The sequence below is a fragment of the Bifidobacterium sp. 7101 genome (assembly GCF_000499285.1).
Classification (GTDB): domain Bacteria; phylum Actinomycetota; class Actinomycetes; order Actinomycetales; family Bifidobacteriaceae; genus Bombiscardovia; species Bombiscardovia apis_A.
In genome coordinates, this window is record NZ_AWUN01000007.1 from 1 (window position 1) to 23983 (window position 23983).

Annotated in this window: 16 protein-coding genes; 5 read left to right on the forward strand and 11 right to left on the reverse strand. The window is 60.2% G+C overall.

Features of this window, described 5'->3' with window-relative positions; all coding sequences use genetic code 11:
- Nucleotides 1-449: 449 nt before the first annotated feature.
- Entirely contained in the window at nucleotides 450-1205 is a 756-nt protein-coding gene (locus P272_RS0107950; RefSeq protein ID WP_029679003.1) for a Sir2 family NAD-dependent protein deacetylase, read from the forward strand.
- 430 nt (nucleotides 1206-1635) lie between these two features.
- Here the strand turns inward: P272_RS0107950 and P272_RS0107955 are convergent, their stop codons facing one another.
- The gene (locus tag P272_RS0107955; protein WP_155805054.1) at nucleotides 1636-2022 is read right to left on the reverse strand and encodes a hypothetical protein; all 387 of its coding nucleotides are present in this window, start codon (nucleotides 2020-2022) and stop codon (nucleotides 1636-1638) included.
- A gap of 511 nt (nucleotides 2023-2533) precedes the next feature.
- Between P272_RS0107955 and P272_RS0107960 the strand changes: the two genes are divergently transcribed.
- Both P272_RS0107960 and P272_RS0107965 read left to right on the forward strand, forming a co-directional pair.
- Entirely contained in the window at nucleotides 2534-4555 is a 2022-nt protein-coding gene (locus P272_RS0107960; protein ID WP_172636733.1) for a bacteriocin-associated integral membrane family protein, read from the forward strand.
- 25 nt (nucleotides 4556-4580) lie between these two features.
- Nucleotides 4581-5252, forward strand: coding sequence for an ATP-binding cassette domain-containing protein (locus P272_RS0107965; RefSeq protein ID WP_029679006.1), 672 nt, complete (start codon nucleotides 4581-4583; stop codon nucleotides 5250-5252).
- Between the two features lie 216 nt (nucleotides 5253-5468).
- On the opposite strand, the gene ilvA is transcribed toward P272_RS0107965, so the two are convergent.
- The 6 genes from ilvA to P272_RS0107995 all read right to left on the reverse strand — a co-directional run bounded on the left by ilvA (nucleotide 5469) and on the right by P272_RS0107995 (nucleotide 14652).
- The gene (gene ilvA, locus P272_RS0107970; protein ID WP_029679007.1) at nucleotides 5469-6734 is read right to left on the reverse strand and encodes a threonine ammonia-lyase; all 1266 of its coding nucleotides are present in this window, start codon (nucleotides 6732-6734) and stop codon (nucleotides 5469-5471) included.
- Nucleotides 6735-6969: 235 nt separating this feature from the next.
- Nucleotides 6970-9435: a bifunctional alpha,alpha-trehalose-phosphate synthase (UDP-forming)/trehalose-phosphatase gene (locus P272_RS08745; RefSeq protein ID WP_052323246.1), complete on the reverse strand. Its 2466-nt coding sequence runs from the start codon at nucleotides 9433-9435 to the stop codon at nucleotides 6970-6972.
- A 162-nt stretch (nucleotides 9436-9597) separates the two neighbouring features.
- Nucleotides 9598-11508 (reverse strand): glycoside hydrolase family 13 protein, encoded by a 1911-nt coding sequence (locus tag P272_RS0107980; RefSeq protein ID WP_029679009.1) that lies wholly within the window; start codon nucleotides 11506-11508, stop codon nucleotides 9598-9600.
- An 87-nt stretch (nucleotides 11509-11595) separates the two neighbouring features.
- Nucleotides 11596-12495 (reverse strand): carbohydrate ABC transporter permease, encoded by a 900-nt coding sequence (locus P272_RS0107985; protein ID WP_253269690.1) that lies wholly within the window; start codon nucleotides 12493-12495, stop codon nucleotides 11596-11598.
- 1 nt (nucleotide 12496) lies between these two features.
- Nucleotides 12497-13435, reverse strand: a complete 939-nt coding sequence (locus P272_RS0107990; protein ID WP_029679011.1) for a carbohydrate ABC transporter permease — start codon at nucleotides 13433-13435, stop codon at nucleotides 12497-12499.
- Between the two features lie 20 nt (nucleotides 13436-13455).
- Nucleotides 13456-14652 (reverse strand): ABC transporter substrate-binding protein, encoded by a 1197-nt coding sequence (locus tag P272_RS0107995; RefSeq protein ID WP_253269692.1) that lies wholly within the window; start codon nucleotides 14650-14652, stop codon nucleotides 13456-13458.
- Between the two features lie 268 nt (nucleotides 14653-14920).
- Between P272_RS0107995 and P272_RS0108000 the strand changes: the two genes are divergently transcribed.
- Nucleotides 14921-16201: an ROK family transcriptional regulator gene (locus tag P272_RS0108000; protein ID WP_052323247.1), complete on the forward strand. Its 1281-nt coding sequence runs from the start codon at nucleotides 14921-14923 to the stop codon at nucleotides 16199-16201.
- Between the two features lie 22 nt (nucleotides 16202-16223).
- Here the strand turns inward: P272_RS0108000 and P272_RS0108005 are convergent, their stop codons facing one another.
- Together P272_RS0108005 and P272_RS0108010 are read right to left on the reverse strand one after the other, a co-directional pair.
- Nucleotides 16224-18449 (reverse strand): alpha-galactosidase, encoded by a 2226-nt coding sequence (locus P272_RS0108005; RefSeq protein WP_029679014.1) that lies wholly within the window; start codon nucleotides 18447-18449, stop codon nucleotides 16224-16226.
- Nucleotides 18450-18625: 176 nt separating this feature from the next.
- Nucleotides 18626-19600 carry a ketopantoate reductase family protein gene (locus tag P272_RS0108010; protein WP_029679015.1) on the reverse strand — a complete coding sequence of 325 codons (975 nt, stop codon included), beginning with the start codon at nucleotides 19598-19600 and terminating at the stop codon, nucleotides 18626-18628.
- 222 nt (nucleotides 19601-19822) lie between these two features.
- Here P272_RS0108010 and P272_RS0108015 point away from each other — a divergent pair, with 222 nt between their 5' ends.
- Nucleotides 19823-20650 (forward strand): sulfite exporter TauE/SafE family protein, encoded by an 828-nt coding sequence (locus P272_RS0108015; RefSeq protein WP_044097934.1) that lies wholly within the window; start codon nucleotides 19823-19825, stop codon nucleotides 20648-20650.
- Between the two features lie 9 nt (nucleotides 20651-20659).
- On the opposite strand, the gene P272_RS0108020 is transcribed toward P272_RS0108015, so the two are convergent.
- Together P272_RS0108020 and P272_RS0108025 are read right to left on the reverse strand one after the other, a co-directional pair.
- A complete protein-coding gene (locus tag P272_RS0108020) occupies nucleotides 20660-21088 on the reverse strand; it encodes a nucleoside deaminase (protein WP_029679017.1) in 429 nt (142 codons plus the stop codon).
- 59 nt (nucleotides 21089-21147) lie between these two features.
- Nucleotides 21148-23883, reverse strand: a complete 2736-nt coding sequence (locus tag P272_RS0108025; RefSeq protein WP_253269691.1) for a cation-translocating P-type ATPase — start codon at nucleotides 23881-23883, stop codon at nucleotides 21148-21150.
- Nucleotides 23884-23983: the final 100 nt, after the last annotated feature.

The window sequence follows — 23983 nt, forward strand, 5'->3', positions numbered from 1 at the left end:
AAGCCATTCAACTTCCTCCCGGAAGAAGAACCGCCGTGTTGAGCAGCAAGAGATAAACTTACCACGAGCCGGCCAAAACGCAACTCGGCCCTCCCGGAAAGACCCTCAAAACAAGCAATAGCAAGCCCTCAAACGGCGTGTCGTTACATGTTCCTTTCTAACTTTGAGTCTCTCGAAGACGGGCCTTCAGCTCACGCTCCCCGCTCCATGCACACATTTTATTCACAAAGCAATGTACCCGCCACTGCTGAATCAGCGTGTCAGAATAGCCCTTTCATGGTCCTTTTGAACTTTGGTCACAGGCAGCCATACCCGTGCGGAGCTCTCTCTCGGCCTTCAATCATCAGTCATCCACAACGCAAGAATGTCAGTGTTGATATAAATGCATATTCGCGCACCATGTCGGCCTTCGACTCATAGAGTCTATTAACGGATGGTAAGACGGGTGTATGAGCACAACAATTGCAGTACTGACCGGTGCAGGCATCTCGACTTCCGCCGGCATACCGGATTTCCGCGGGCCTGACGGGGTCTGGACCAAGCATCCTGACCAGATGAACGTTTATGACCTGGACCTGTTCATGAGCGACAAGAAGCAGCGGGAGTATTCATGGCGGTGGCAGAAGGAATCACCAGTCTGGAAGGCTCAGCCCGGAGTAGCCCACAAGGCACTGGCCAGGCTTGAGCAGGCAGGCATGCTGAACCTGCTGGCTACGCAGAACTTCGATGCCCTCCACGAGAAAGCCGGTAACTCCGAGGACGTCATCGTCAACCTTCACGGGACCATCGGCAGCTCCCATTGCATGAAGTGCGGCCAGGCATATCGGACGGCCGACATCATGGCCAAGCTTGATCAGGAACCCGATCCACACTGCCACAAGCCCATGCCCTACCAGGGCAACATGCCATGCAACGGCATCATCAAGACTGACGTGGTCTACTTCGGCCAGGCCCTGCCCGAGGGAGCCATGGAGAAGAGCATGAGACTGGCCAGCCAGGCCGATCAATTCTGGGTAATCGGCTCCACCTTGGAGGTGTACCCGGCGGCCTCGCTGGTGCCGGTGGCAGCCCAGGCAGGCGTGCCGATCACCATCATGAACATGGGTTCGACCCAGTATGATTCTCTGGCAACCCGACTCATCCACGAACCCATCGAAGAGGCACTGCCCAAACTCGTCGACAAAACCATCGCCGGACAGGAATGATTCGCTGACTGCTCCGCACAATCGCTGGAACAGATTTGCGATCTGCAGATTTCTGACGGGCCCTGCAAGAACCTGCGGGGCCCGCTATTGCAATCCTTGCGCCGTCTTCCGCCTCACTACAGACAGACTCCGCCTGTACCGGTTCCTTGTCAACGCGTTTCGGAACCCCGGCACCCGGCTAGCTTCAAGACATACATCCCATCGGAGCCTTTTCATGCCCGATAGCATACTTTTGGTAGAGCCATAAGCCTGAAACACCTTGTCCCAACAGAGCTCCGACGCTTCCGGCGAACCCGCTGGGCCATCATGGCGCGCATGGCCAGCTGGGGCTCCCCTTGGCAACAGACGTTCAAGCGGGGGAGTGCCGAATATCCCGGAATGTCCTCATACGTGGTCGCCGCGATCTGGACGGTTCGGCTTCAGTCCCGTGTCATGCGCCGACGAGGTCGGTGTGATGGGTTTCGGCGTCCCACTGAACGAGCATGCAGAAGTATTCGTTGCGGTTCTCCAGCCCCTCGCGCTTGATGGCGGCGGATACGTATTCGTCCATGGGTTTGCTCAAGCGCACGCTATGCTGCACGCTCGGCTTCCTGCCCTGTTCGCGCTGCTCGATCGATGGGCGCCCCATCAGGGTGGCGAACAGCTTCATGGCGTCCGTGTCGGGGTCGAGCATGGCCTGGCTGATCCTCCTGGCCGCCTCGCCGCACCATGCGGCGACCGACGGCTTCGAGGCGGACTGGTCGAGCCGGTCCATGCCGTTCTTATATTCGCTTGCTTTCACGGTCGCGCGCCGTGTGTTCTTGTCGCTCCTTGCCATTCCCTTTCCGTCGTCGTCCCGTTCTGGCCGCCGGACGCGGACAATCCTGTCTAGCCGCCCGCTTTTGTGTCGTGACAGGGCAGTGTGCTTTGCCATAGTGGCCCTTGCCTAGTCGGCTGGAATGGTGCCTGTTGCCATGGCAGGCGGCGCTGGTAGAGGTGGTTTTATTTGTAATCGCTCCGGGGTTCCAGGTTGGGGGCATGTGACCTCGTCATATTGGCATCCGAACAAGAGCCATTATGCGACCGCGATGGATACTGGATAGGTCACAATTCAAGCAAATAGCAATAAATGGGTTGTCGCGCGGACTGGCCGCGTCACTTCAGACAATCAGTGCTACTGTGGTGTACATTAACTCGCTTACGAGTATCAGGTATGCAATGGCGTGATGTCTGGTATCACTGAGTGAACGAGGTGCTGACCCCTATTTGCTTTGGGTGGGTGAGGTGATTTGCGAATTCACTGGATTGAACGGTTGACGATTTGGGCTTCCTTGATTCTCACCATGGTGGTGACATTCGAGATGCTTATCACTATCGACCAGGAGCTTCCGGCAGGTACCGGTACCTCTTTCACCGTCGAGAGGGTTGATACCGCGACGAAGGCGGATGCTGTGCGTGCGATTGCCCAAGCTTCAAAAACTTTGGGGATTAATGTATTCAAGATCCAACCTTCATTTCGCGACTCAATGAATTCTCGTGTTCTCGTGGCCTTTGTGGGTGACCAGAAGTCTTTTCAACGAAATGGAGGGTACGATTATCCTTCCTTTTCAACGCGTGACCAGTCAACGAAAGTAGTTTCTTATAAAGAGATTACAACCCAGGACTTGCACGGAAGCTATGCGACCAATGCGGATAGGTCGCATATGGAACAGCTCGCCAAGACTTTGTCACGTTCCCGGATAGTGGTTGACGAATCACAAAGCCTCTGGTCACGAGGCTTCTGGATAGCTGCGATGATAACCGCGTTAGGGAGGGGTGGCCTTTGGGCGGGAGTCGTTATCATCGCCATCACATTGGTGGTTTCCACCGCGTATTCCCTGTCCAGGAACAGGAAGATACATGCGATCAAGGCGATGCACGGTTATACCAGCGGAAGGATACTCGTCGGCGAGCTGGTATCACTGCTCGCCACACTCGCCGTGGGATTGGTGACAATTACCTTAGTGGGATTACCTTTCCTCTGGTTTATCAATAACTTCCACCAGATTTGGCGACTCCTTCGAGCGCTGTTTGTCGCCGTGGCTGTATTGACAGCATATCTTGTCTTCCTGGCGTTGGCTTTAGGTGGTGCCAGTGCATTCCGCGATCGAATACCCGCCGTTCTCAACGGAGAGGGCAACGAACTCCGTGATGGCATCATCGCGGGTTTTGCCCAGTTCATGGTGGTGGCTGTTCTCTTTGGCACCATCAGCGGTTCTCTGAATAGAATCAGCGCGGTACAGAGCACCAGCCGATCCTTGGCACAGTGGTCTCGCATCTCGGATCAATATGTCCTGAGGTTTTCAATCAACACCACACAGGAGGATATGCTCCGGGCAGCACCTCCCCTGATGAAAGTGATCGAGGATCTTGACAGTAGAGGGAAGGCGATGTTGGTCGGGTATAACGGTGACTCCGTTCGTCCCGCTGATGGGAACAATGATCCTTACGAACCGGACGGATCCGATTCGATGATAGTGAGCCCGAACTATCTTGACAAACAACCCATTGCCGGACTTGATGGGAAACCGGTCAGGGTGGTTGGAAAAGATATCGGGGCTTTCACACTCCTGGTGCCTTCATCATATAAAGGGGACCCCGGAGCCTTGTTGAAGAAATACGCCGAATATTTCAAGGGAATGTGCCAAGAGGATGTTGCCCGAAAACAGAAACCATATTCCTGCAACCCCCAAGGCATCCTGGTCCGTACACGTTCGGGCCAAGACATATCCCTCTTCTCGGGGACCCAGTTCATGCCTGCGGAAGATCAGCAGAAGCTGTCTTTGAAGGATCCGGTGGTAGCCGTCACATCCCCATCGTCAGGGTTGATCAGCCCCATGGCATACCTGTCATACACATCACACGATAGTGTATTGTTCTCCGATCCGGAACTCCTGCAAAGCAAGCTGGACCATTATGGAATCTCCGGATACTTCCAAGGTATTGACAATGCCAAAGACTCGGTGGCGTATACGCTATCATTATCCCGCAACGAGCAACGCGGGGACATCATAGCCATATCGTTCGGTCTGGCCGCTGCCATGATGGCCATCCTTGTGTGCTCGGCCGCGTATTGTGCAAGACGACGCAGACTCTCTTTCGTTCAATTCATCCATGGATACGGGTTTTTCAGAAGACATGGAAGCTTTCTTATCATGCAGAATATCGGGATGCTGCTGACCCTCATGGCAGTCGGCATTATCGGCTCGATGAACAAGGTTACGGATCTGGTGGCTGGAACACTGCTCTTCGCTGTATCCAGCCTCATCATGGCCATTACCGTATCGGTATACGAATCAAGATTCCGTGCCGACGACATTAAACGCCCGTGAATCCACGGTGCGGAGGGAGATGCATATGACAGACGCAGGCAGGCAGCCGACATTGAAAGTCGAAGGACTTACCAAGAGATTTGCGGAACACACGTTATGGTCGAGACTGTCCTTCGACGCTGGTCCTGGTTCCATAATCGCAGTGAGCGGGCCGTCCGGTGCAGGCAAGACGACCCTGCTCAACTGCATCGGCTTGTTGGAGGACTTCAATGAAGGATCGGTCACTTACAACGAAGGGACATTCCGCTCCGGTTATTTACATAAGAGCAGGAAGGGGCAGCGAGTGTGCCTTCGCGAAAACATAGGATTTCTATTCCAGAACTATGGTCTTGTCGAACAGTGGAACGTGTCCCGTAACCTGCAGATTCCCCTCAAAATGAAGAAGCGCGAGCATCGCAAGGAACGGGACGAACGAATCGGCAGAGTACTTGACATCGTCGGGATGAATGGCTCACAGAAGAAAAAGATTTACACTCTATCGGGCGGGGAACAACAGAGAATCGCCCTCGCGAGGCTCCTGCTCAAGCAGCCAAGTGTCATTCTTGCAGACGAGCCGACCTCTGCGCTGGATCAGGACAACGCCAACGTCGTAATACGCATACTGTGCGAACTTGCACAACAGGGCGCTGCCGTCATCATCTCAACACACAACGAGGAAATAAAGCAAATCTGTTCATCGATTATCGAAATAGGCTGATACACCCACGTCCTCCACCCGCAGACTGTGACGACTCCGGGGAAGGGACACCACCTGTGATAAGACGCAAGCCAGCACAAGAATCGCCATAGATTGCCCTTCAAGAACCAGCAGGACCCATCAGCCAAGCCCAGCAAAGGCGACGATCATTGTCCATCATTATCTCCGAACATCGGATGCCGGGCACGGGTACCGGATCCAATCGGGACATAGTGCTCAGTAGTTCTGATGGACCTGGAAGCCTCGACTGCGCAAGGTATCCAGAATCTGGGTGATGTGGTCGGGGCCGTTGGTCTCCACAGTCACCTCCAAGAGCACGCCGTTGTCATAGTGGCCGGAGGATTTGAACTGATCGTGGTTGAGCTCGATCACATTGGCACGCAGGTCGGCCAGGACCGTGGCCACTTTGACCAGCTGGCCGGGAACGTCGGGCAGCTCCACGCCGAACTGCATGATGCGCCCTCGGGATATCATCCCCCGCTGGATGACAGCACCCATGGTGACCGTATCGATATTGCCGCCCGAGATGATGGGGACGATCACATGCGGCCCCGGGGCCGATCGGAAGACATCAGATTGTAGATCCAGCTGACCCAGTGCTGCCAGGGAGACGGCGCCAGCTGCCTCGACCACCAGTTTGTGCTTCTCGAGCATGAATAGGATCATCTCGGAGATGTCGCTTTCGGTCACCTGGACCAGATCATCCATATAGCGGCTGAGCAGAGCATAGTTCAGATCGCCGGGACGTCTGACGGCTACGCCCTCGGCAGCCGTACGCATCTGATCTGCTGTGACCACATGACCAGCTGTCAGAGATTCACGCCAGGCCGGAGATCCGACCGGGGTGGCTCCAATGACTCTGACCTCAGGCTTGAAGGTCTTTACGGCGAGTGCCACTCCGGCGCCCAGCCCGCCCCCACCCAGGGGAACCACGATATCGGTGACATCGGGCACATCCTGAAGAATCTCCATGGCGATGGTCCCCTGGCCGCAGACGACCTCGTAGTCGTCAAAGGGCGGAACGAAGGTCATGCCGCGGTCACGTGCCAGTCCCAAGGCGTAATCAGAGCTTTCATCGAAGACCTCGCCCTGCAGGACAACCTCGGCACCGTAGGCCCGAGTGGCATCGACCTTGAGCGGCGGGGTGATTCGGGGCATGACGATGGTGGCCTTCGCGCCCCGGCTGCGTGCGGCAAAAGCCACCCCTTGGGCGTGATTGCCAGCGGAAGCGGTGACGATGCCTCGGTCCAGCTCATCCTGATTCAGCGAGGCCACCTTGTTGTAAGCTCCTCGAATCTTGAAGGATCCGGTCAGCTGCAGATTCTCTGGCTTGAGCAGAACGCGGTGGCCTATCCGAGCACCCAGGTCATCGGATTCCTCGATAAGGGTATGGCGGGCCACACCTTCCAGACGTTGGGAGGCTTTGCGCAAATCAGCGGCATGATCGGCCTCAAGACAGGCAGTGACTGTTGAAGTATCCATGCTCCAAGTATGGTCGGCCGGGCCCGACCAATAGGGTCAGCCGTCAACATGGTGGACACCCAAACATGCTGAAAACCAAAACATGTGGGCAATCAGACGTTTGGGCACCCGAAGACCAGACAGGTATGAGAACAGACCCGAGACAACCAGACCGATAGCCAGGCGAAGCACCAGCCACCCATGAACTTGACAGACTTCACGAGCAACCACCGGTGATGGCTGGCAGTCGTCTGTATTACTTGTCGTCAGTGAGCTGGGCATGCGCCTCGTCGACCACGGTATGATCGTCGCGGAAGTCGTGGGATGCTACGGGCTCATTAGCGTCGCGGGCCACACCGGCACCCAGGTCGGCCAGCAGCAGAGTGACCGCGGTCGGATCGTTGACCCGCAGCCGGGCCTTGGTCTGGCCGGGCCCGACCTTGATGGTCCAGCTCTCATCGGGCATGACGGCGAACATGGTCTCGTCCGTTTCATCGTCGCCCAGGGCCATCATGAAGTCGTAGTCGCCGCTGTTGACGAAGGGCAGGATGGCCTGGCCCTTGCTGGTGGCCACAGGGGTGACTTCTACGACCTTGGAATTCTCCATGATCATCAGCCCCAGGCCGACCACTACGCCGCGCAGACGATGGAGCAGATCCTGACGTTCCTGGTCGGCCACCTGGGCGTCGCTCATCCGGTAGTGCCAGGCTACAGCATCGGACTTGCTTTCCACGAAAGAGTGGGGGACCTTGGTGGCTGATTCCTCCATGATGGGCCGGATCACTTTCTGCCAGGTATCGGAGTCAGGCAGGCCCTTCGCCCGCTGCCACTCGCCCGAGTTGCTGCCGGGCAGGTTGCGGTTCCAGGCGCCGTGCTCGGCAATCAGCCCCACCGGCAGGTCGCCGAACCAGTCCTGCATGATCTGATGGCTCCTGCCGGAGACCAGCAGGAAGTCCACATCGGGATTGCTCCCCACCTGGGTCAGCAGACGACGGAGGGCCTGGGTGGGCTTGGCTCGCTCAGGACGGCGAACCAGCGGGGTCAGCGTCCCGTCATAGTCGCACAGGACCAGACGGCGATGGGCGCCGTCCCACTGACGAACGATGGCGTTGTGGTGATCCATACGCAACCTCCTATCTGTCATGCCCGGAGCGGACACCTGCCGCAGGGAGTCGAGGAATGAGGTGCACCAGTTGGCTGCAGTGCGCACCTTGAGCCGGGCCTGCATGCGGATGTTGCGCTGCCTGGACTCCTCGGGGGTGATCTCCAGGGCGTTGTGCAGGGCCTCACAGACCATGTCGATGTCGTAGGGATTGACGATGAAGGCATCGGTCAGCTCGTCGGCGGCCCCGCACATGTCCGAGAGGACCAGGGTGCCGTCGCGGCCGTCATGGCAGGCCAGGTACTCCTTGGCCACTAGGTTCATCCCATCGCGCAGGGGGGTGACCAGGGCTACGTCGCCAGCCGTGTAGATACCGCAGACCGGCTTGATGGACAGGGAGCGGGTGATGTAGTGGATGGGGGTCCAGGCCAGCAGGGAGTAGCGGCCGTTGATCTCCCCCACCAGCTGGTCCACCTGGGCCTTGAGCCGCTGATAGGACTCGACGACCTCACGCGAGGGGGTGGCCAGCAGGTAGTAGGTGACATGACCCACCCATTCAGGGTACTTGTCCAGCATGCGGCCGAAGGCCTGAAGCCGCTCGGGCAGACCCTTGGTGTAGTCCAGGCGATCCACCGAGACGATGACCTTGTTGGACCGGCTACCCACCGAGGAGGCCGCCTGCTTGGCCAGCGTGGACTCCGGGATGTCCTCCTTCATGTAGTGGCTCCACCAGTTGGCATCCGAGGCGGCGGCTTCGTTGGCCGCGACCCCTTCAGCGGTCACCGAGGTGCGGTAGCGGTGACGGGGGGACTTGCCGCAGACCTCGTCGATCCCTCGGCGCATGGCCCGGGCCAGGCTGGAGTGGGCGGTACGACGGTAGAGGTTGTAGTCGATGCCGATGGGGAAGGCGTCGATGGCTGCGCGGTGACCGTCAGGCATCTCGACCACACCGTCCCGGTTGACCGGCAGTTCGGGTAGCAGTCTGTGCAACGAAGCCAGGAAGCTGGCGGAGAAGTCCACCGTATGGAAGCCGATCAGGTTGGCACCCAGGACGCCCTCCAGGATTTCGCGGCTCCAGGGCAACGAGCGGAAGATCTCGGCGCTGGGGAATGGCACGTGCAGGAACCAGCCGATGGAGGCGTCAGGGTAGCGTTCGCGCAGCATCTTGGGCAGGAGCATCAGGTGGTAATCCTGAATCCATATGGTGTCGCCCTTGCGGATGAGCGGCTCCACCACCTGTGCGAAACGCATGTTGACCTTGCGGTACATCTCCCAATCCTCCTGGCGGAAGACGGCCTCATGCGAGAAGTCATGGAAGAGCGGCCAGAGGGTGTTGTTGGAGAACCCGGCGTAGTATCCGTTCAGCTCCTCCTTGCTCAGGAAGATAGGAATGCACCGGCTCTCCCGGTAGGCCTGACGGATGCGGTCCAGTTCCTTTTCCGAGTACTTCTGAGGATCGATGCCGCTCCAGCCGATCCAGAGGCTATCCTTATGGGAACGGTGGTAGGGGCCGATGGCCGTGGCCAGTCCCCCCACGTTCTGGCGCAAGGTATATGAACCGTCCTCCCGTGCCTGCAGTGACATGGGCAAACGGTTGGAGACGATGATCAGACGAGACATGCAACCCGCTTTCTTTTCCCGTCCGCGCCGGAATCGTCGGGATTGACCACGGCGCGGACCCATCGCCCAGGGACCCGGGGACCCGACCGGTCCGTACAGGCCCATCAGGGCATCGCTGATTTCCACTCTAGCCGGGAAGGCGTGCCGACGGCGGGGTTTTCCTCAGAGTCGGTATACGAAACCCTCCCAGGGGGAGAGACGGCCGGTCAGCAGGGAGCTGGCAGTCTGCTCTGGTCGGTAGGTGGATATGAGGATTCGGTCGGGATCCACCGCGCCAAGGGCCATGGAGGTGAATCCGGTCTGGTCCAGGCCCAGAAGTGCTGCGGTTTGAGGCGGCAGCGAGGCCCGTCGGCTGCTCAGGTTGACCACAACCAGAAGGCGCTGGCAGGGCAGGGCGTCCAGAACGCTGGCAGCCTCGGGTCCCGACTTGGGTTCCGGCGCCTGGTCCAGGGAACGGGTGAATGAGTAGATCTGGTCAGCATCCGGATCCAGAAGAGTGAAGTCGCCGGCCGCCACGAGCGGATTGGTGTGACGCAGGCGAATCAGCTCCCGGTAGAAGGCCAGGACCGAATCCGGGTCGCGCAGCTCGGTCTTGGCGTTGACCTTGTCCTTATTAGGGTTGACGGCCAACCAGGGCTCCTTGGGAGCGTAGGAAGCCGTGAAGCCGGCAAACTTGGTGGAGTCCCACTGCATGGGGGTGCGGGCGTTGTCGCGGCTCATATAGGCCAGGGCGGCCATCATGGACTCCGGATCCTGCTCGTGCGCATGATCGACCCGCTGATGGTAGAGGTTGATGGACTCCAGATCCTTGTATTGGTCAAGGCTGATGAAGCCAGCGTTGGTCATGCCCAGCTCCTCGCCCTGATAGATGTAGGGGGTCCCCCGGTGCATGTGCAGGAGGAGCCCCAGGGCCTTGGCCGAACGCGAGCGCAGTTCCTCGCTGGATGTGTCGCCCCAACGGGAGACGATCCTGGGCTGATCGTGGTTGTCGAAGTAGAGGCTGGCCCATCCGGCCTTGGCCACAGCCTGCTGCTGCTCGTCCATGGCCGCCTTGAGCCGGGAGACCCGGAAGGGGCGGATGTCCCACTTGCTGTCCCCGGTGTCAACCTCGGTCTGGGTGAAGAGGAAGAGCATATCCAGCTCATGGTTGGCCGGGTCGGTGATCTGCCCGCTGCGGGCAGGCGCCAGACTGGGAGCCTCCCCCACGGTCAGATAGCCCTGCCGGCCCTGGAAGACCTGACTGCGCATCTGCTGCAGGAACTCATCCAGCCTGGGGCCGTCCACACAGAAGGGCACCGAGGATGAATACCCCTCGGGTCCTACAGGACCGTCGGCGATGGCCGAACCACTCTCGCCAGGCAGACGGCCCTCGGGGTCGACGGTCTTGGAGATCATGACGATCACATCCATGCGGAAACCGTCGATGCCCCGGTCCATCCACCAATTCATCATGTCAAAGACGGCCTGCCGGACCCGGGGGTTCTCCCAGTTGAGGTCAGGCTGCTTCTTGGAAAACAGGTGCAGGTAGTATTCGCCGCGCTGCGGATCGTACTGCCAGGCGGAGCCTCCAAAGTAGGACCCCCATTGGTTGGGCTCTGCGCCAGGAGTCCCCGGTTCGTGGCCGGCCTTGGCAGGGCGCCACCAGTACCAGTCGGCGTGCGGATCATCCCTGTTGCGGGAGGCCTGGAACCAGGCGTGCTCGTCCGAGGTGTGATTGACCACCAGGTCCATGACCACCTTGATCCCCCGCTGGTGGGCCTGATCCAGAAGCTCGTCCATATCGTCCATGGTGCCGAAGATGGGGTCGATGTCCTGGTAATCGGCGATGTCATAGCCGTTGTCGTCCTGGGGGGACTTGTAGACCGGGCTCAGCCAGATCACGTCCACGCCCAGGTCGGCCAGGTAGTCCAGCCGTTGGGTGATGCCCGGCAGGTCGCCGTAGCCGTCGCCGTTGGTGTCCTGGAAGGACCGTGGGTAAATCTGGTAGACCACGGCATTGGCCCACCAGGGATTGGGGGTGGCTCCGTTGGTCCGCACCCGATCGGGCAGCTGCATGCGTTCTTCCTGGGTCATGGTCCTCCTCACGAAAATTGGATTCCTGGGACTTCCTTGTTCTGTGACCTCTACTATAGGCTGCCCTAACTGCCTGTCCTTGCGGGGCTACTTGACAGCTCCCCTCATGACACCGCTGATGACCCACTTCTGTGCGAACAAGTAGACGATCAGGATGGGCGCCAGGGCCATCAGGTAGCTGGAGAATGCCATCGGGTAGTTGGTGGCGAACTGGGAGCTGAAGACATACTGTGCCAGGGGAATGGTCTGGCTGGTCTGATCCGTCAGAACAATAAGCGGCATGAGGAAATCGTTCCAGGCCCAGAGGGCCGTGGTGATGGCGATGGTCGCATTGATCGGTCCCATCAGTGGAAAGATGATGGTCCAGAATATCCTCCAGGTGCCTGCGCCATCAAGGCGGGCGGCCTCCTCAAGAGCGGTGGGAATGGATCGGATGAACCCCGTAGCGATGAAGAGGTTTGTGCCCAGGCCTAACACCACGTAGAGCAGAATCAGGCCGGGCACGTTGTCCAAATGCCAGCTGCCGAACTGCTTGGCGATGGGAAGCATGACCACTGGGAAGGGGACGAACATGGCCGCAATGAAGAAGTAATAGAGGAAGCGGAAGAAGCGCTTGTCCATATTCCTGGCCACTGCATAGGCCACGAAGGTATTGGTCAGCAGGGTGAGTGCCACTGCGCAGACCGTGACGATGGCCGAATTCAGTGCAGCCTTGGGATAGTTGACCTTGTTCCAGGCATCGGCGAAATTGTGCCACTGCCAGGAAGAAGGCAGGCTGAAGGTTCCGGCCTCCGCAGGGGTCTTCAGAGCCGTGACCACGGTGAAGTAGAGCGGCACAAGAATCGTCAGGGAGAGCACAGCCACAGTGGCCGTCAGCCACCAGTTGACCCTCTTGAGGCGCGAGCCCGGGGATCCCCAACGCAGCCTTCCCCCTCTTTCTGATGATTGTGCCGATGTCTGCGGTTGCATAAGCGCTGTCTGTGCCATCTCAGATCTTCTCCCCTCTTCTGGAAATGCCCAGCTGGATGAACGCGATCACAGCCAGGACGATGAAGAACATGACCGCGTTGGCTGTCTGGTAGGCGTACTCGCCTCCGGTAAGACCGCCCTTGTAGATGAGGTAGGTGACTGTTTCGGTCTTCGAATCGGGTCCTCCTGCGGTCAAGGCCACCACCTGATCGAAGGTGTTGAAGGCATTCTTCAGAGTCAGCACCAGGTTGATGGTGAAGAATGGGCCAATCAAGGGGAAGGTGATCCTCCAGAATTTCTGCCACTCGTTGGCGCCATCAATGGATGCGGCCTCATAGACCTCTGAGTCAATGGTCTGCAGACCCGCCAGATATATCAGGGTTGAATAGGCCACCGCCTGCCAGACCGAGAGGAAGACGATGGGGATCCATGCATAGCGCTCGCTGGTCAGCAGGGATTGGGAGAGCCAGCCGATGCCCAGGGCCTTGCCAAGAGCCGGCAGGGGCGTCATGAAGATGTATTTGAAGACATAGCCGATGACCAGAACCGAGAGCGTGTAGGGGATGAAATAGATGACCCGGAACCCGTTCTTGAAGGCGATTTTCCCATTCAGCGCCACCGAGATGAACAGGGCGATGAAGTTGACCAACAGGGTGATCAGAATGGCAATCAGCAGAGTGAACAGGTAAGCATGACCCACACGGCCGTCACGGAAGAGGGCGCCGTAATTCTTGAAGCCAATCCATGAGAAGCGCCCATAACCCTGGGAATTCGTGAAGGAGTAGGCCACACCCTGGAGGAAGGGCACATAGAGGAAGAGCGTGAAGATGAGTGCCGCAGGGACCGCCATCCAGTAGAAGGCGCGGTCCACCTTGCGATTGGAGAACCTTGAAGGCCGCTTTCTGGCCTTGGCTGTTGCGTCAGCGGTACGGATGCCGACGACCTTGGATTGTGCCATGACTGAGTCCTGACCTTTCATCATTGGAAGTTCCTTGCCTGGACCTTGTCCCATTCGTTCTGCATGGAACCGATGAAGCCGTCCACATCCCCCTTGGTGACCATGGTCTGCAGATAGCCGCCGATATTGATGGAAGAGGGGATGTAATGGTCGCAGAAGTCGGCCAGGCGGTTCTGTTGGAAGAAGGGAAGAACCCCGTTCAGGGCCGGATCACCTGCCTCCACCTTCCTGGTCGGCGTGAAGGCCGTCTGGGCCTTTGCATATGTGCGCAGCTGCTGGGGCTGCATCAGATAGCGGATCAGCCGCATGGCCTCCTTGGGATGCTTGGTGGTGGCACCCATGGTCAGCATGACATCGTCGCCAGCCGTCAGTATCTGCTGGGAGGGGGAATCGTTGGCCGGCATCTGGGCGAATCCGAGGTCCACATCCGGATCGATCATCCTGATTTGCGGTATGGCGTATGTTCCCAGGGGAAGGATCGCCACCTTGCCCTTGGCCATGTTTTGGGTGCCCTGCTGGTAGGTAACGCCCTTGTCGCCAGTGGAATGGCTGAAGAGCTCGACCTCTCGCCGAGCCGGCTGTGTCCACAGGGTCTTGAAATCGGTTTTCCCAGCCAGAAGATCCCGGTACCTGCTCTCGGGGACCAGAGTCCCCGCCAGTGATGCCAAGGGGGCCTGGGCGGTCCAGGAATCGGAGAGGGTGCCCTGCACAGGTTCGATGCCCTGGTCCTTGAACCTGTCCATGACTGCCGTGAACTCCGACCAGGTGCGCGGCGGATTGTCAGGATCGACCCCTGCCTTTCGCCAGAGCGTCTTGTTGTATATGTAACCGCTGGCGTTGCCGGCAAAGGGCAGACCATACAGGCGCTTGGCCGAGGGATCCCTGGTCTGGACCAGATTCCTGGCTATCGACACCATGCCCGGATTGAGCTCCTTGACCAGGGGATCATCAGTGAAATCATGAAAGACCCCGGATGCCGCGAACATGCCGAAGCTGATATCACCGTTGAAGGTGATGACGTCGGGCACCCGGTTTTTAACCAGACGGGTGCGCAAATCCGTCTGGGCGTCGGCCGAATTGTTGATGTTCACCCTGATGTCGGGATTCTCCTTCTCGAATTGTGCCACCATGGCCTTGAACTGGTCAGCGGCCTCGAACTTGAACTGGAAGAAGTCCAGAGTGACCAGGCCTGAATCCGCGGAGCCGCAGCCCGCCATGGCCACGAGAGTCAACAGAGCCAGGAATGAGGCGACTCCGTTGCGGACCCAGGCCGATATTCGGCCAAGCCCGGATCCTTTCCTACTGCCGATATCCTTCATATTTGGCTCCTTTACCATCTGCACGGGCAACTGTGACCTAGATGATTCTGCGGACCAGCATAGGGTACCGGGATATTTCATTCCCAGCTTTGGCGAGTTCCTTTCGTTAAGAAAGTAATTAAGATAGGCTGTTCGGTACAGGGAGGTTTGTCCGTAAGGAGGCGCCGTGGCCGACAGAGACAACCAAATATCAAACCAACACGGGGATGCTGACCGTTCAGGGGAAGCACGGCCATTCCCAGCCTGGTTCACGGCCTCCAAATACACCCACCGCATCGCCGTCGAGATCCTCCAGCACGGTCCAATCTCCAGAGTGGCTCTGGCGCGGCGATTCAACCTGACCCAGGGCGCCGTATCGCGTATCACCAACGATCTGACCCATCTCGGAGTCATCCGGGAAGCCGGCACTCTACCGCAGGCAGACGAACCAGGAAGACAGGATGGCCGCAAGCATAGTTCCAGTAGCGTAGGCAGACCGCAGCAGGCCCTGGTCATCCGCCGGGAAGCCAAGACCTTCATTGGCATCAATCTTCACGGTGGCACTGCGCTGGCAACGGCGACGGACCTGGCCTGCCGACCTGTCGGCCGGTCCCACAGTCATCACATTCGACAGCGAAACCCAGGCCAGGTCGTAAGGATGCTGTCAGACCTAACCCAAGATTGCATGCGCGAGATCAGTCGGGCCGGTCTGCCCAGCCCCTCCGGCCTGGCCATCTCCCTGGGCGGTCGGGCGGAGCAAGACAGAGTCGTCACCTACGCCCCCTTCCTGCATTGGAGCGAACCCGTTGACCTTGCCACCCAGATGGAGAGCACATGTGATCTGCCTTGTCTGGTCTTCAACGATCTCGATGCCCTGGCCCTGTACGAAGGATGGTTTGGCGAGGGCATCGGGCTGGACCGGTTCGCTCTGATCACCATGGGATCCGGCATCGGCTATGCCTTAAGCGAGCGCGGCATGCCCGTCTCCTCACCGGACGAGGGTTTTGGGCTGATCGGCCATCAGCTGGTGGATCCGGATGGGCCGGTCTGCTATCTGGGCCATCGTGGCTGCGCCCAGTGCCTGACTACAGGATCCCTGGCTGAGCAATACTCGCATGCCATCGGACAGGCTGCCAGCTTTGACAAGTTGGTCAAAGACCTGGAGGAGGACATGCCGCAGGCGGAGACCCTGCTCAATATGACCGGTTATCGGCTAGGGGTGTTGATCGCCCTGGTGGCCAACGTGGCCCTGCCCGACAAGGTCCTGGTGGGCGGGGAGACTTCTTATCTGATGAAGAGATGCATCGAATCCGTACGCAAGGGCACAGCCTCATTCCGCCACAGCCAGATGGTCGAGGTCCCCGTGAAGATCATCGATGGCGACTGGCTCCGTTGGGCCCAAGCCCCCGCAGCCAGAGCAATCGCCCGGTATCTGCAGGGTCCCGAAGAGGCCGATAAGCCCGAATAAATCGGGAAACGGCTCGACGGATTCAGATACGGCTCGCCTCAAAGATCACCGCCTCCGCCGGGTGAATGACCGGCGGCCGGATTCCTTGAGCGCCCAAGGCCGCACCCGGGAGGACCGCCCCTTGGGGACACCACCAGGCCAGAGGACTTTGCCCGTTGCCGATCCGATCCAGGTCACGGCAGACATCCAAGGGCCTGATCCGGTAATCAGCACTGGGATCCAGGCCGGGAAGCGCCAGAGTCTGCGGGGGGTAATTGGCCGAAGATGTCAACTGGGTGAATCGGTAGAGCGCCTGCGAGCCGTCAGCAGAGACCACCCCGTCCAAGCGGACTGCCGGGTCGGGTGCGTCGCCATGTACTACATGACCGGTGTGCAGCATATGCCGCCACTGCTTATACAGATCAATCCAGCGCCCCAGCTCAGTCAGCTGATCCTGGGGCACGGCAAGCAGGTTCCATTCCACACCCATATGGCCGAAGAAAGCCATGGCCACACGCAGATCGAGCGAGGTGGCACGGCCGGTGGAATGGGCCGGGGAGTCGCCCACATGTTCACCCATCATCTCCGGAGGCACCAGCAGGGATGTGTACCGCTGGATGTCGGCCCGCTCGACGGGATCCACGCAGTCCGAGACCCAGACCCTGTCGGCATATTCCAATACGCCCAGATCGATGCGTGCGCCCCCTGAAGCGCAGGACTCGATCTCCAAACCGGGATGCCTGCTTTTCAGGTCGCGCATGATTCCATAGACCGCCTCGGTCTGCGCATGCACGGCAGGACGTCCCGACCGGGGAGAGCAGGCTTCGGTCACATAGCGATTGTGATCCCACTTGATGTAGTCGATGCCCATAAGCGTAATGAGCGAGTCCATGGCCTCGAACACATGGGCATAGGCATCGGGGTTGGTCAGATCCATGACCTGCTGGTTGCGGCCTTCGACAGGCAACCGGGAAGGCCCGGGGGACATGACCCAGTCGGGATGATCGCGAAAGACGTTTGAGTCCGGACAGATCATTTCGGGCTCGAACCAGAGGCCGAATTCCATTCCCAGCTGATGCACCCTTGCGGCCAGGGCTTCCAGGCTCCTAGGCCCTTCAGGCCATACCTGCCGATCGATGGACCAGTCCCCCAGCCCGGACTCATCCGAACGCCTGCCCTGGAACCACCCATCATCAACGACAAAGCGCTCCACACCTATATGGGCGGCCTGGTCAGCCAGGGCAGCCAGCTTGTCATAGGACTGGTCGAAGTAGACCGCCTCCCAGGTGTTCAGCGTGACGGGCCTAGGACGTGAGGCCAAGCCAGGATGCAGGGACCGCAGGAAAGCATGATACCTGTGGGCCGCCTGGTCCAGTCCCTTGCCACGGGAACCATAGAGCCAGGGCGTGGAATATACCTGCTGGTCGGAATGACCGTCAACAGGAGGAAGCGTAATCTCCCCGGCCATCAGAATCTCGCCGCCGCCCAGCAATGCGGAAGCTGAAGGAATCCGCTCGGCGCTGAGCAGGCCATTGCCACTCCAGCCCAAGTGGACCGTGTATACCTCATCATGCTCGAATCCGAACCCGGGTCGGCCCGCACACATGACCAGTGAGGAGTCAAAATCCGGTCGGCCCACCAGGCTTGAACGCTCCAGACGGCCTACGGTCAGTGGCTGACGTTGCGGACTGCGCTCGCGCAGGTGGTGACCGGTGGTGGTCAGAATCTCGGTTGCCTCGGCCGGCAAGGGGAAAGCCAGCTCCAAGCCGTTGACATCCAGATCTCTGACCCTATCCAGGTTGAACAGGTCTGCACGCTGCCTGACAAGACCGGACGGGAGCACCTGGCAATGCCAGATCAGTCCCACACCCTGGTCCCGGTCACAGGCCCGAACCTTCAGCGTCGGAACAGCGGAGTCGTCAGGCCGAACCGAGTCTGCACCCAGATCGACTGATTCGACTTGGAAGCAACAAAAGACCTCAACACCGCCGCGGCAGATGCGCAGTCGGAGCTGTCCGGTCCACGCCTCGGACTGGGTCGGGAGGATGCTGGGCCAGGCCGTCAGGTCCAGTCCTCCTGATACCCGCTGCGGGGCTAGAGCGTCGTAGGAACCCAGAAGGGCTTGCGGATCGGCCACTGGATCGCCCCAGTGAACTATTCGCGGCAGACCCTTCCCCGGGAAGAGGACAGCAAGGGACAGCCCGGACTGTTCCATGTAAACCAGCCTGAGGGGAACCCCCAGATTCGATTTGCTCTGATAGGACCCCATCCTTGGGCCGCCGCGATGATCCTCCATGACACCTCCGCCATAAGCCCGACGATGTCGTTTGCCGACATTGAACAATTAGGCTCCATGCTAGGGACCCGCGGCTAACTTGTCTGGAAGGGCGTGTTTTTCTTACTTGGGAAAGTAATTCATGGAAATCTGCTCAGCGACCGTTCACATCACCCCTGATCGGCCTGCTCCTCATGGTGGACACGGAAGGCCAGCTCAGCCAGATGGACGCCATGGGTCAGGAACTCCTGGGTCCGGCAGACGTAGTCATGCTCGCGGCCCAGGCGCGCCAGGTAGCCGTTGATGTAGTCCACCTCTGTCGGACGGCCCTTGGACATGTCCTGGTACATGGAGGGGTAATGAAGCGGATTGCCTATGCGGCTGACATAGTCCACCTCGTCCAGGGTCTCCTGGCGGGTCTGGATCAGCTGCTTGCCGGCCCGCTCGCAGGCGTCATAGGCCTCGTCGATCAGCTGGCGGGACATGTCCTTGGCGCCCGGGTAGGAGACGAACTGGCCCATGGTGATCTGATACATGGTGCAGATGGTGTTGACCACTGAGTTGAAGATGATCTTGGCCAGGCAGGTACCCTCGAAGTTCTCGGTCAGGATGGGGTTGAGATTGGCAGCCTTGAAGTCCTCGGCCATCCGGCGCTCCAGGTCGGTGGTCTGCTCGGTCATGGCGCACAGATGCACGGAACCAGCCCCAGGCTTGCCGATGAAGTCCACATCGCCGGGCCCGTTGAGGACTGTGCCGATCATGGCCGTGCCGCCGTAGATGCGCTCCTTGGGGAAGTACTTGAGCAGCTTGTCGAAGTGACCCCAGCCGTTCATGGCCGAGTAGACCACCTGATGGTCGCGGAAAAGCGGCGCGCAGCGCTCCAGGATCCCCTCAAGCTGCATCTGCTTGACCATGACAATCCAGACGTCGGGGTCGCCCTTGTAGTCCTCGGGGGTGTAAATGTTGACGGGCACCAAATGCCGATTCTCGTGATCGCGGGAGACGTAGACGCCTCCCTGGTCATGAACCTTGTCAATATTGGGCATCCAGGTATCCACGAAATCCACCTGCAGGCCGGCCTGCTCCTGCAGCAGCACACCCAGACGATAGCCCATGGCTCCGGCACCGATGACCGTATATCGCATCGAAATACACCCTCTTAATTCTCTTGAACAGACGACACACCTCCGGGGACCGGCCCGGGGGATACCAAGCAGTATGCCGAGACGGCAGAAGGGAACCAAGGCAACGGTCGCATGGTGGACATAAGGGCCGGGATATGCGTTGATTTCTGCATTTTGGAGGACATGACCACACACGCGGACATCCTGCCATCCCGATGAGGACGTCGACCTAGGCTGGAACCCATGCAGAAAGAGCAGAAAGGAGCCGGAGGGATGGACCGGCGGACCCTGTCCATCCTGGTCCTGGTGGGCGTGATCAGCGGATTCCTGTCAGGGATGTTCGGTATCGGCGGTGGATCGATCATCGTGCCAGCGCTGGTATGGACCGGACTGCAGCAGCGGCAGGCCTCGGCCACCTCGCTGGCCTCCATGATCCCCATGTCGCTGGCAGGGGTGGCCTCCTATGCCCTAGGCGGGCATGTGGACTGGCTGGCGGCCCTGCTGCTGGCCGTGGGTACGGTTATTGGAGCGCAGATAGGCACCTGGCTGCTGGATCGGCTTCCTGAGGTGATACTCAGGTGGCTCTACGTGGGCTTCCTGATGGCAGTCATTGCCCAGCAGCTGCTGTCCACGCCCTCCAGGGAGAGCAGCATCCAGCTGAGCCCGGCGGTGGCCTTGATCATTCTACTGGTCGGCGTCCTGATTGGAACCCTGTCAGGGTTGCTGGGCGTAGGTGGCGGAGCCATCGCGGTGCCGGCCCTGGCCCTGCTGGGCGCCAGCGACCTGATCGCCAGGGGGACCTCCCTGCTGGCCATCCTGCCCAGTTCATTGTCGGGAACCTTCACCAACCTGCGCCACCACCTGGTTCACGCCGGTCAGGGGCTGCTTCTGGGAATCGTGGCCGCTCTGACCACGCCGGTGGGCACCTGGGCGGCCTCAGGAGTCAGCGCGCGAGTGGGCGCCAACCTGTTCGCCGCCTACCTCTGCCTGATTGTCCTGCGCTGCATCTGGGCGGCCCTCCAGGTCACCCCGGCCTTCCAGCGGTACAGGGCCAACCACAGCCACCGCTGAAAACAGGACTCAGCCCTGGCGGTGACGGGCGAAGAAGTCGGCAAGAATCCCGGCGCATGCCTGTTCACACACACCGCCCAGCACCTCGACCTTCGTCCCGGTATGCGGGTCACGGGGCAGGTCCCAGACCGACCCGCAGGCTCCCATCTTGGGATCCCAGGCGCCGAAGACCAGCCTGCTGAAGTGGCAGGCCATCAGGGCTCCAGCACACATGGGGCAGGGCTCCAAGGTGACGACCATGGTGCATCCTGCCAGATCCCAGCCCGCATTGGATTTTCCGATGGCCTCCATTTCGGCGTGGGCCAGGGGGCGGCCCAGGGCCTGCCGCTGATTGAAGCCCCGGCCGATGACCTGGTCCGAGGCATCCAGAACCAAGGCGCCCACGGGCACGTCCCCACGGTCTCCGGCTATGCCGGCCAACCGCAGGGCCTCCTCCATGGGCACCTTCCACCGTTCTTGCACGGGTTCAGTCTGACAGTCCAGCCCGACAGGTCAGTTCAGTTGATCATGCCTGCGATGCGGCGGCGCACATGATGCAGATGGCCCTTGGGCCGCCCGGACGTGTCGATGCCACGTTTGGCCAGGAATGCACGAACCATCTTGTCGCCCTCGCTGAAAATCAGGACCGTCAGTCCGATTCCCAGGCAGATGAGCCACTGGCTTGCGCTCAGCGGGGCCATGCCCAGAACGCCCGCAACCGGAGCCAGGTACATGGCCCCCGCATGGATGCCCAGGGCAACGAACGAGGCCACCAGGAGGAAGGTGTTATCCAAGGGGTTGAGCTGGACGATCAGCCTGTTCTCGGACCGGGCCGACATGGCGACGAAGAAGTTGAAGAGGACCAACAGGGTCAAGGCCATGGTCCGGGCGTGGGCCAGATCCATCCCCGCGTTGATGTTGAGGCGGAAGAGGACCAGAATGCAGGTGGCCATCCAGAGCCCACAGACGGCAAGTCGCGCCCAGAGCACCCGCGAGAGCAGGCCCTCTCCGGACGACCGCGGGGGTGACTCCAGCTCATCACCGTTGCCCGGCTCGAATCCCAGGGCAATGTCCTGGACGCCGTTGGTCACGAAGTTGATCCAGAGCATCTGCAGGGGCAGGAAGAGCAGGGGCTCCTCAGCAATCACATTGACCCCCACGGCAATCATGGCGGCTGCAGCCGTGGACAGGAGGAAGTAGGCGGACCCGCGGATGGCCTTGAAGATGACCCTCCCCTGACGCACGGCCTGGGTGATGGTGACGAAGTTGTCGTCAGTCAGAACCACATCGCTGGCCTCCCGGGCTACGTCAGTGCCGGAACGACCCATGGCGATGCCTACCGAGGCAGCCTTCAGTGCCGGGGCGTCATTGACGCCATCGCCGGTCACAGCCACCACATGGCCCTCGTCCTGCAGGGCCTCCACAATGCGCAGCTTGTCCTGGGGGGAGACACGGGCGGCGATGGAGGTCTCACGCAGACGGGCCCGGAGGACCTCGTCGCTCATTTCCAGCATCTCGCTGCCGGTCAGCGCCTGATCGGTGTGCTCCAGACCCAGGCGGCGACCTATGGCGGCTGCCGTCACCGGGTGGTCGCCGGTGATCATGACCACGCGGATGCCGGCCCTGGCGCATTCGGCGATGGCCTCGCGCACACCAGGTCGAGGCGGATCGAGCATGCCCTCAAGCCCCAGGAAGGTCAAGTCGTCGGGTCGACGACGGGAGACGGGGTCTTGGTCAGAGGAAAGGACCCTGCTGGCCACGCCTATGACGCGCAGCCCCTGGGAGCCCATGGCTTCGTAAGACTTGTGGACGGCCTGGGTGTCCAGGGGAACGACTTGGCCATCCGGGTCCAGCATGGTTCGGCACATGGCCATGACCGCGTCCGGAGCACCCTTGACGTATTGGGTCAGGGTGCCGTCCGGGCTACGGCGGATGGTCATGGAGTGCAGCAGCTCCGGCTCGTAGGGGGTCTCCATGACGATAGGAGTATCCAGATCTTCAGTGGTCACGGCCCCGGTCTGATCGGCCAGGCGGGCCATGGCCATATCGACCGCGTCGCCGCTGTATTCGATGCCGCCCTGTTCATTTGGCTGCCGGTGGGCCTCGTTGGTCAGAGCCCCGGCCCGAGCAAGGGCGGCCAGACCGCGCATACGGTCGTCGCCGGATACAGCCGCTGCGCCTAGGTCCATGCCCTCGACGGGGACTGGCTGGCCACCGCCCAAGGTGAACTGCTCCACGGTCATGCGGTTCTGGGTCAGCGTACCGGTCTTGTCCGAGCCGATGACCGTGATGGAGCCCAGAGTCTCCACCGCCGGCAGCGAACGGACGATGGCATGATATTCAGCCATCCTCGAGACACCCAAGGCCATGGCCACGGTCAGCACGATGGGCAGGGCCTCGGGCATGGAGGCCACCACCAGGGAGACTGCGGACAGGAAGGCCCCGGTAGCGTCACCATTGAGGATGGCTCCGCCGATGAAGACGAAGATGGCCACCAATATGACGGCGATGGCGATGCCCACCTCGGTACGGTGGATGATTCGCTGCAGGGGGGTGCGGCCCTTGGCCACATGGACCAGATCGTTGATTTCGCCCAGCTCGGTGTCGGAACCGGTGGCTACCACCAGTCCGCGTCCACGGCCGCTGGTGACCATGGTGCCCGAGAAGGCCATGCAGCGCCTGTCGCCAAGGGCTGCGTCTCGGTCCACAGGGTCCGTATTCTTCTTGGCATCCTCGCTCTCGCCCGTCAGCATGGCCTCGTCGATGCGCAGGTGGAGGGCTTCGATCAGCCTCAGGTCTGCGGGGATACGGTCGCCGCTCTCCAGGAGGACCAGGTCGCCCGGAACCAGCTGGTCGGCGTCAATCTGCTCCATCCGGCCCTGGCGCACCACCCGTGTGGTGGGGGTGGACAGGGTTGTCAGGGCCTCCACGGCCTTATCTGCCTTGGACTCCTGCACATAGCCGATGATGGCATTGAGGAAAAGGACCAAGAAAATGGCCGCCGCATCCACATAATGCTGCAGAAAAATGGTGATGATGCCACAGACCATCAGGACGGCGATCAGAGGGCCGGCGAACTGCTCCAGGAAGAGCTTCCAACGGGGTTTGGCCTGGGCTTCAGCCAGGCTGTTGGGCCCGAAGATCTCCAGTCGGCGTGCGCTCTCCTGCGTATCCAAACCCTGATCGCCGGTGTGCAGGGCTTCCAGCACAGCCGAGGTCTCCAGGCTATGCCAATCGGTGTCGTCGAAACGCATGTCAGTCCCTGCTGCCGTTGCGTTCTGATTCTTAATGTTTGTAGATGTCACGGATGATGTCATCGGTCAACCTGGCCTTTCCAAACCGGATCGGTCATTT

Excerpts from the sequence above, each read along its gene's own strand:
- P272_RS0107985 (WP_253269690.1), bottom strand. The coding sequence starts at position 12,495 with ATGGCACAGACAGCGCTTATGCAACCGCAGACATCGGCACAATCATCA.
- P272_RS0107995 (WP_253269692.1), bottom strand. The coding sequence starts at position 14,652 with ATGGCGGGCTGCGGCTCCGCGGATTCAGGCCTGGTCACTCTGGACTTC.
- P272_RS0108015 (WP_044097934.1), top strand. The coding sequence starts at position 19,823 with ATGCAGAAAGAGCAGAAAGGAGCCGGAGGGATGGACCGGCGGACCCTG.
- P272_RS0107965 (WP_029679006.1), top strand. The coding sequence starts at position 4,581 with ATGACAGACGCAGGCAGGCAGCCGACATTGAAAGTCGAAGGACTTACC.
- P272_RS0108025 (WP_253269691.1), bottom strand. The coding sequence starts at position 23,883 with ATGCGTTTCGACGACACCGATTGGCATAGCCTGGAGACCTCGGCTGTG.
- P272_RS0108005 (WP_029679014.1), bottom strand. The coding sequence starts at position 18,449 with ATGGGGTCCTATCAGAGCAAATCGAATCTGGGGGTTCCCCTCAGGCTG.
- P272_RS0107955 (WP_155805054.1), bottom strand. The coding sequence starts at position 2,022 with ATGGCAAGGAGCGACAAGAACACACGGCGCGCGACCGTGAAAGCAAGC.
- P272_RS08745 (WP_052323246.1), bottom strand. The coding sequence starts at position 9,435 with ATGTCTCGTCTGATCATCGTCTCCAACCGTTTGCCCATGTCACTGCAG.
- P272_RS0107980 (WP_029679009.1), bottom strand. The coding sequence starts at position 11,508 with ATGACCCAGGAAGAACGCATGCAGCTGCCCGATCGGGTGCGGACCAAC.
- ilvA (WP_029679007.1), bottom strand. The coding sequence starts at position 6,734 with ATGGATACTTCAACAGTCACTGCCTGTCTTGAGGCCGATCATGCCGCT.
- P272_RS0107990 (WP_029679011.1), bottom strand. The coding sequence starts at position 13,435 with ATGGCACAATCCAAGGTCGTCGGCATCCGTACCGCTGACGCAACAGCC.
- P272_RS0108010 (WP_029679015.1), bottom strand. The coding sequence starts at position 19,600 with ATGCGATATACGGTCATCGGTGCCGGAGCCATGGGCTATCGTCTGGGT.
- P272_RS0107950 (WP_029679003.1), top strand. The coding sequence starts at position 450 with ATGAGCACAACAATTGCAGTACTGACCGGTGCAGGCATCTCGACTTCC.
- P272_RS0108020 (WP_029679017.1), bottom strand. The coding sequence starts at position 21,088 with ATGGAGGAGGCCCTGCGGTTGGCCGGCATAGCCGGAGACCGTGGGGAC.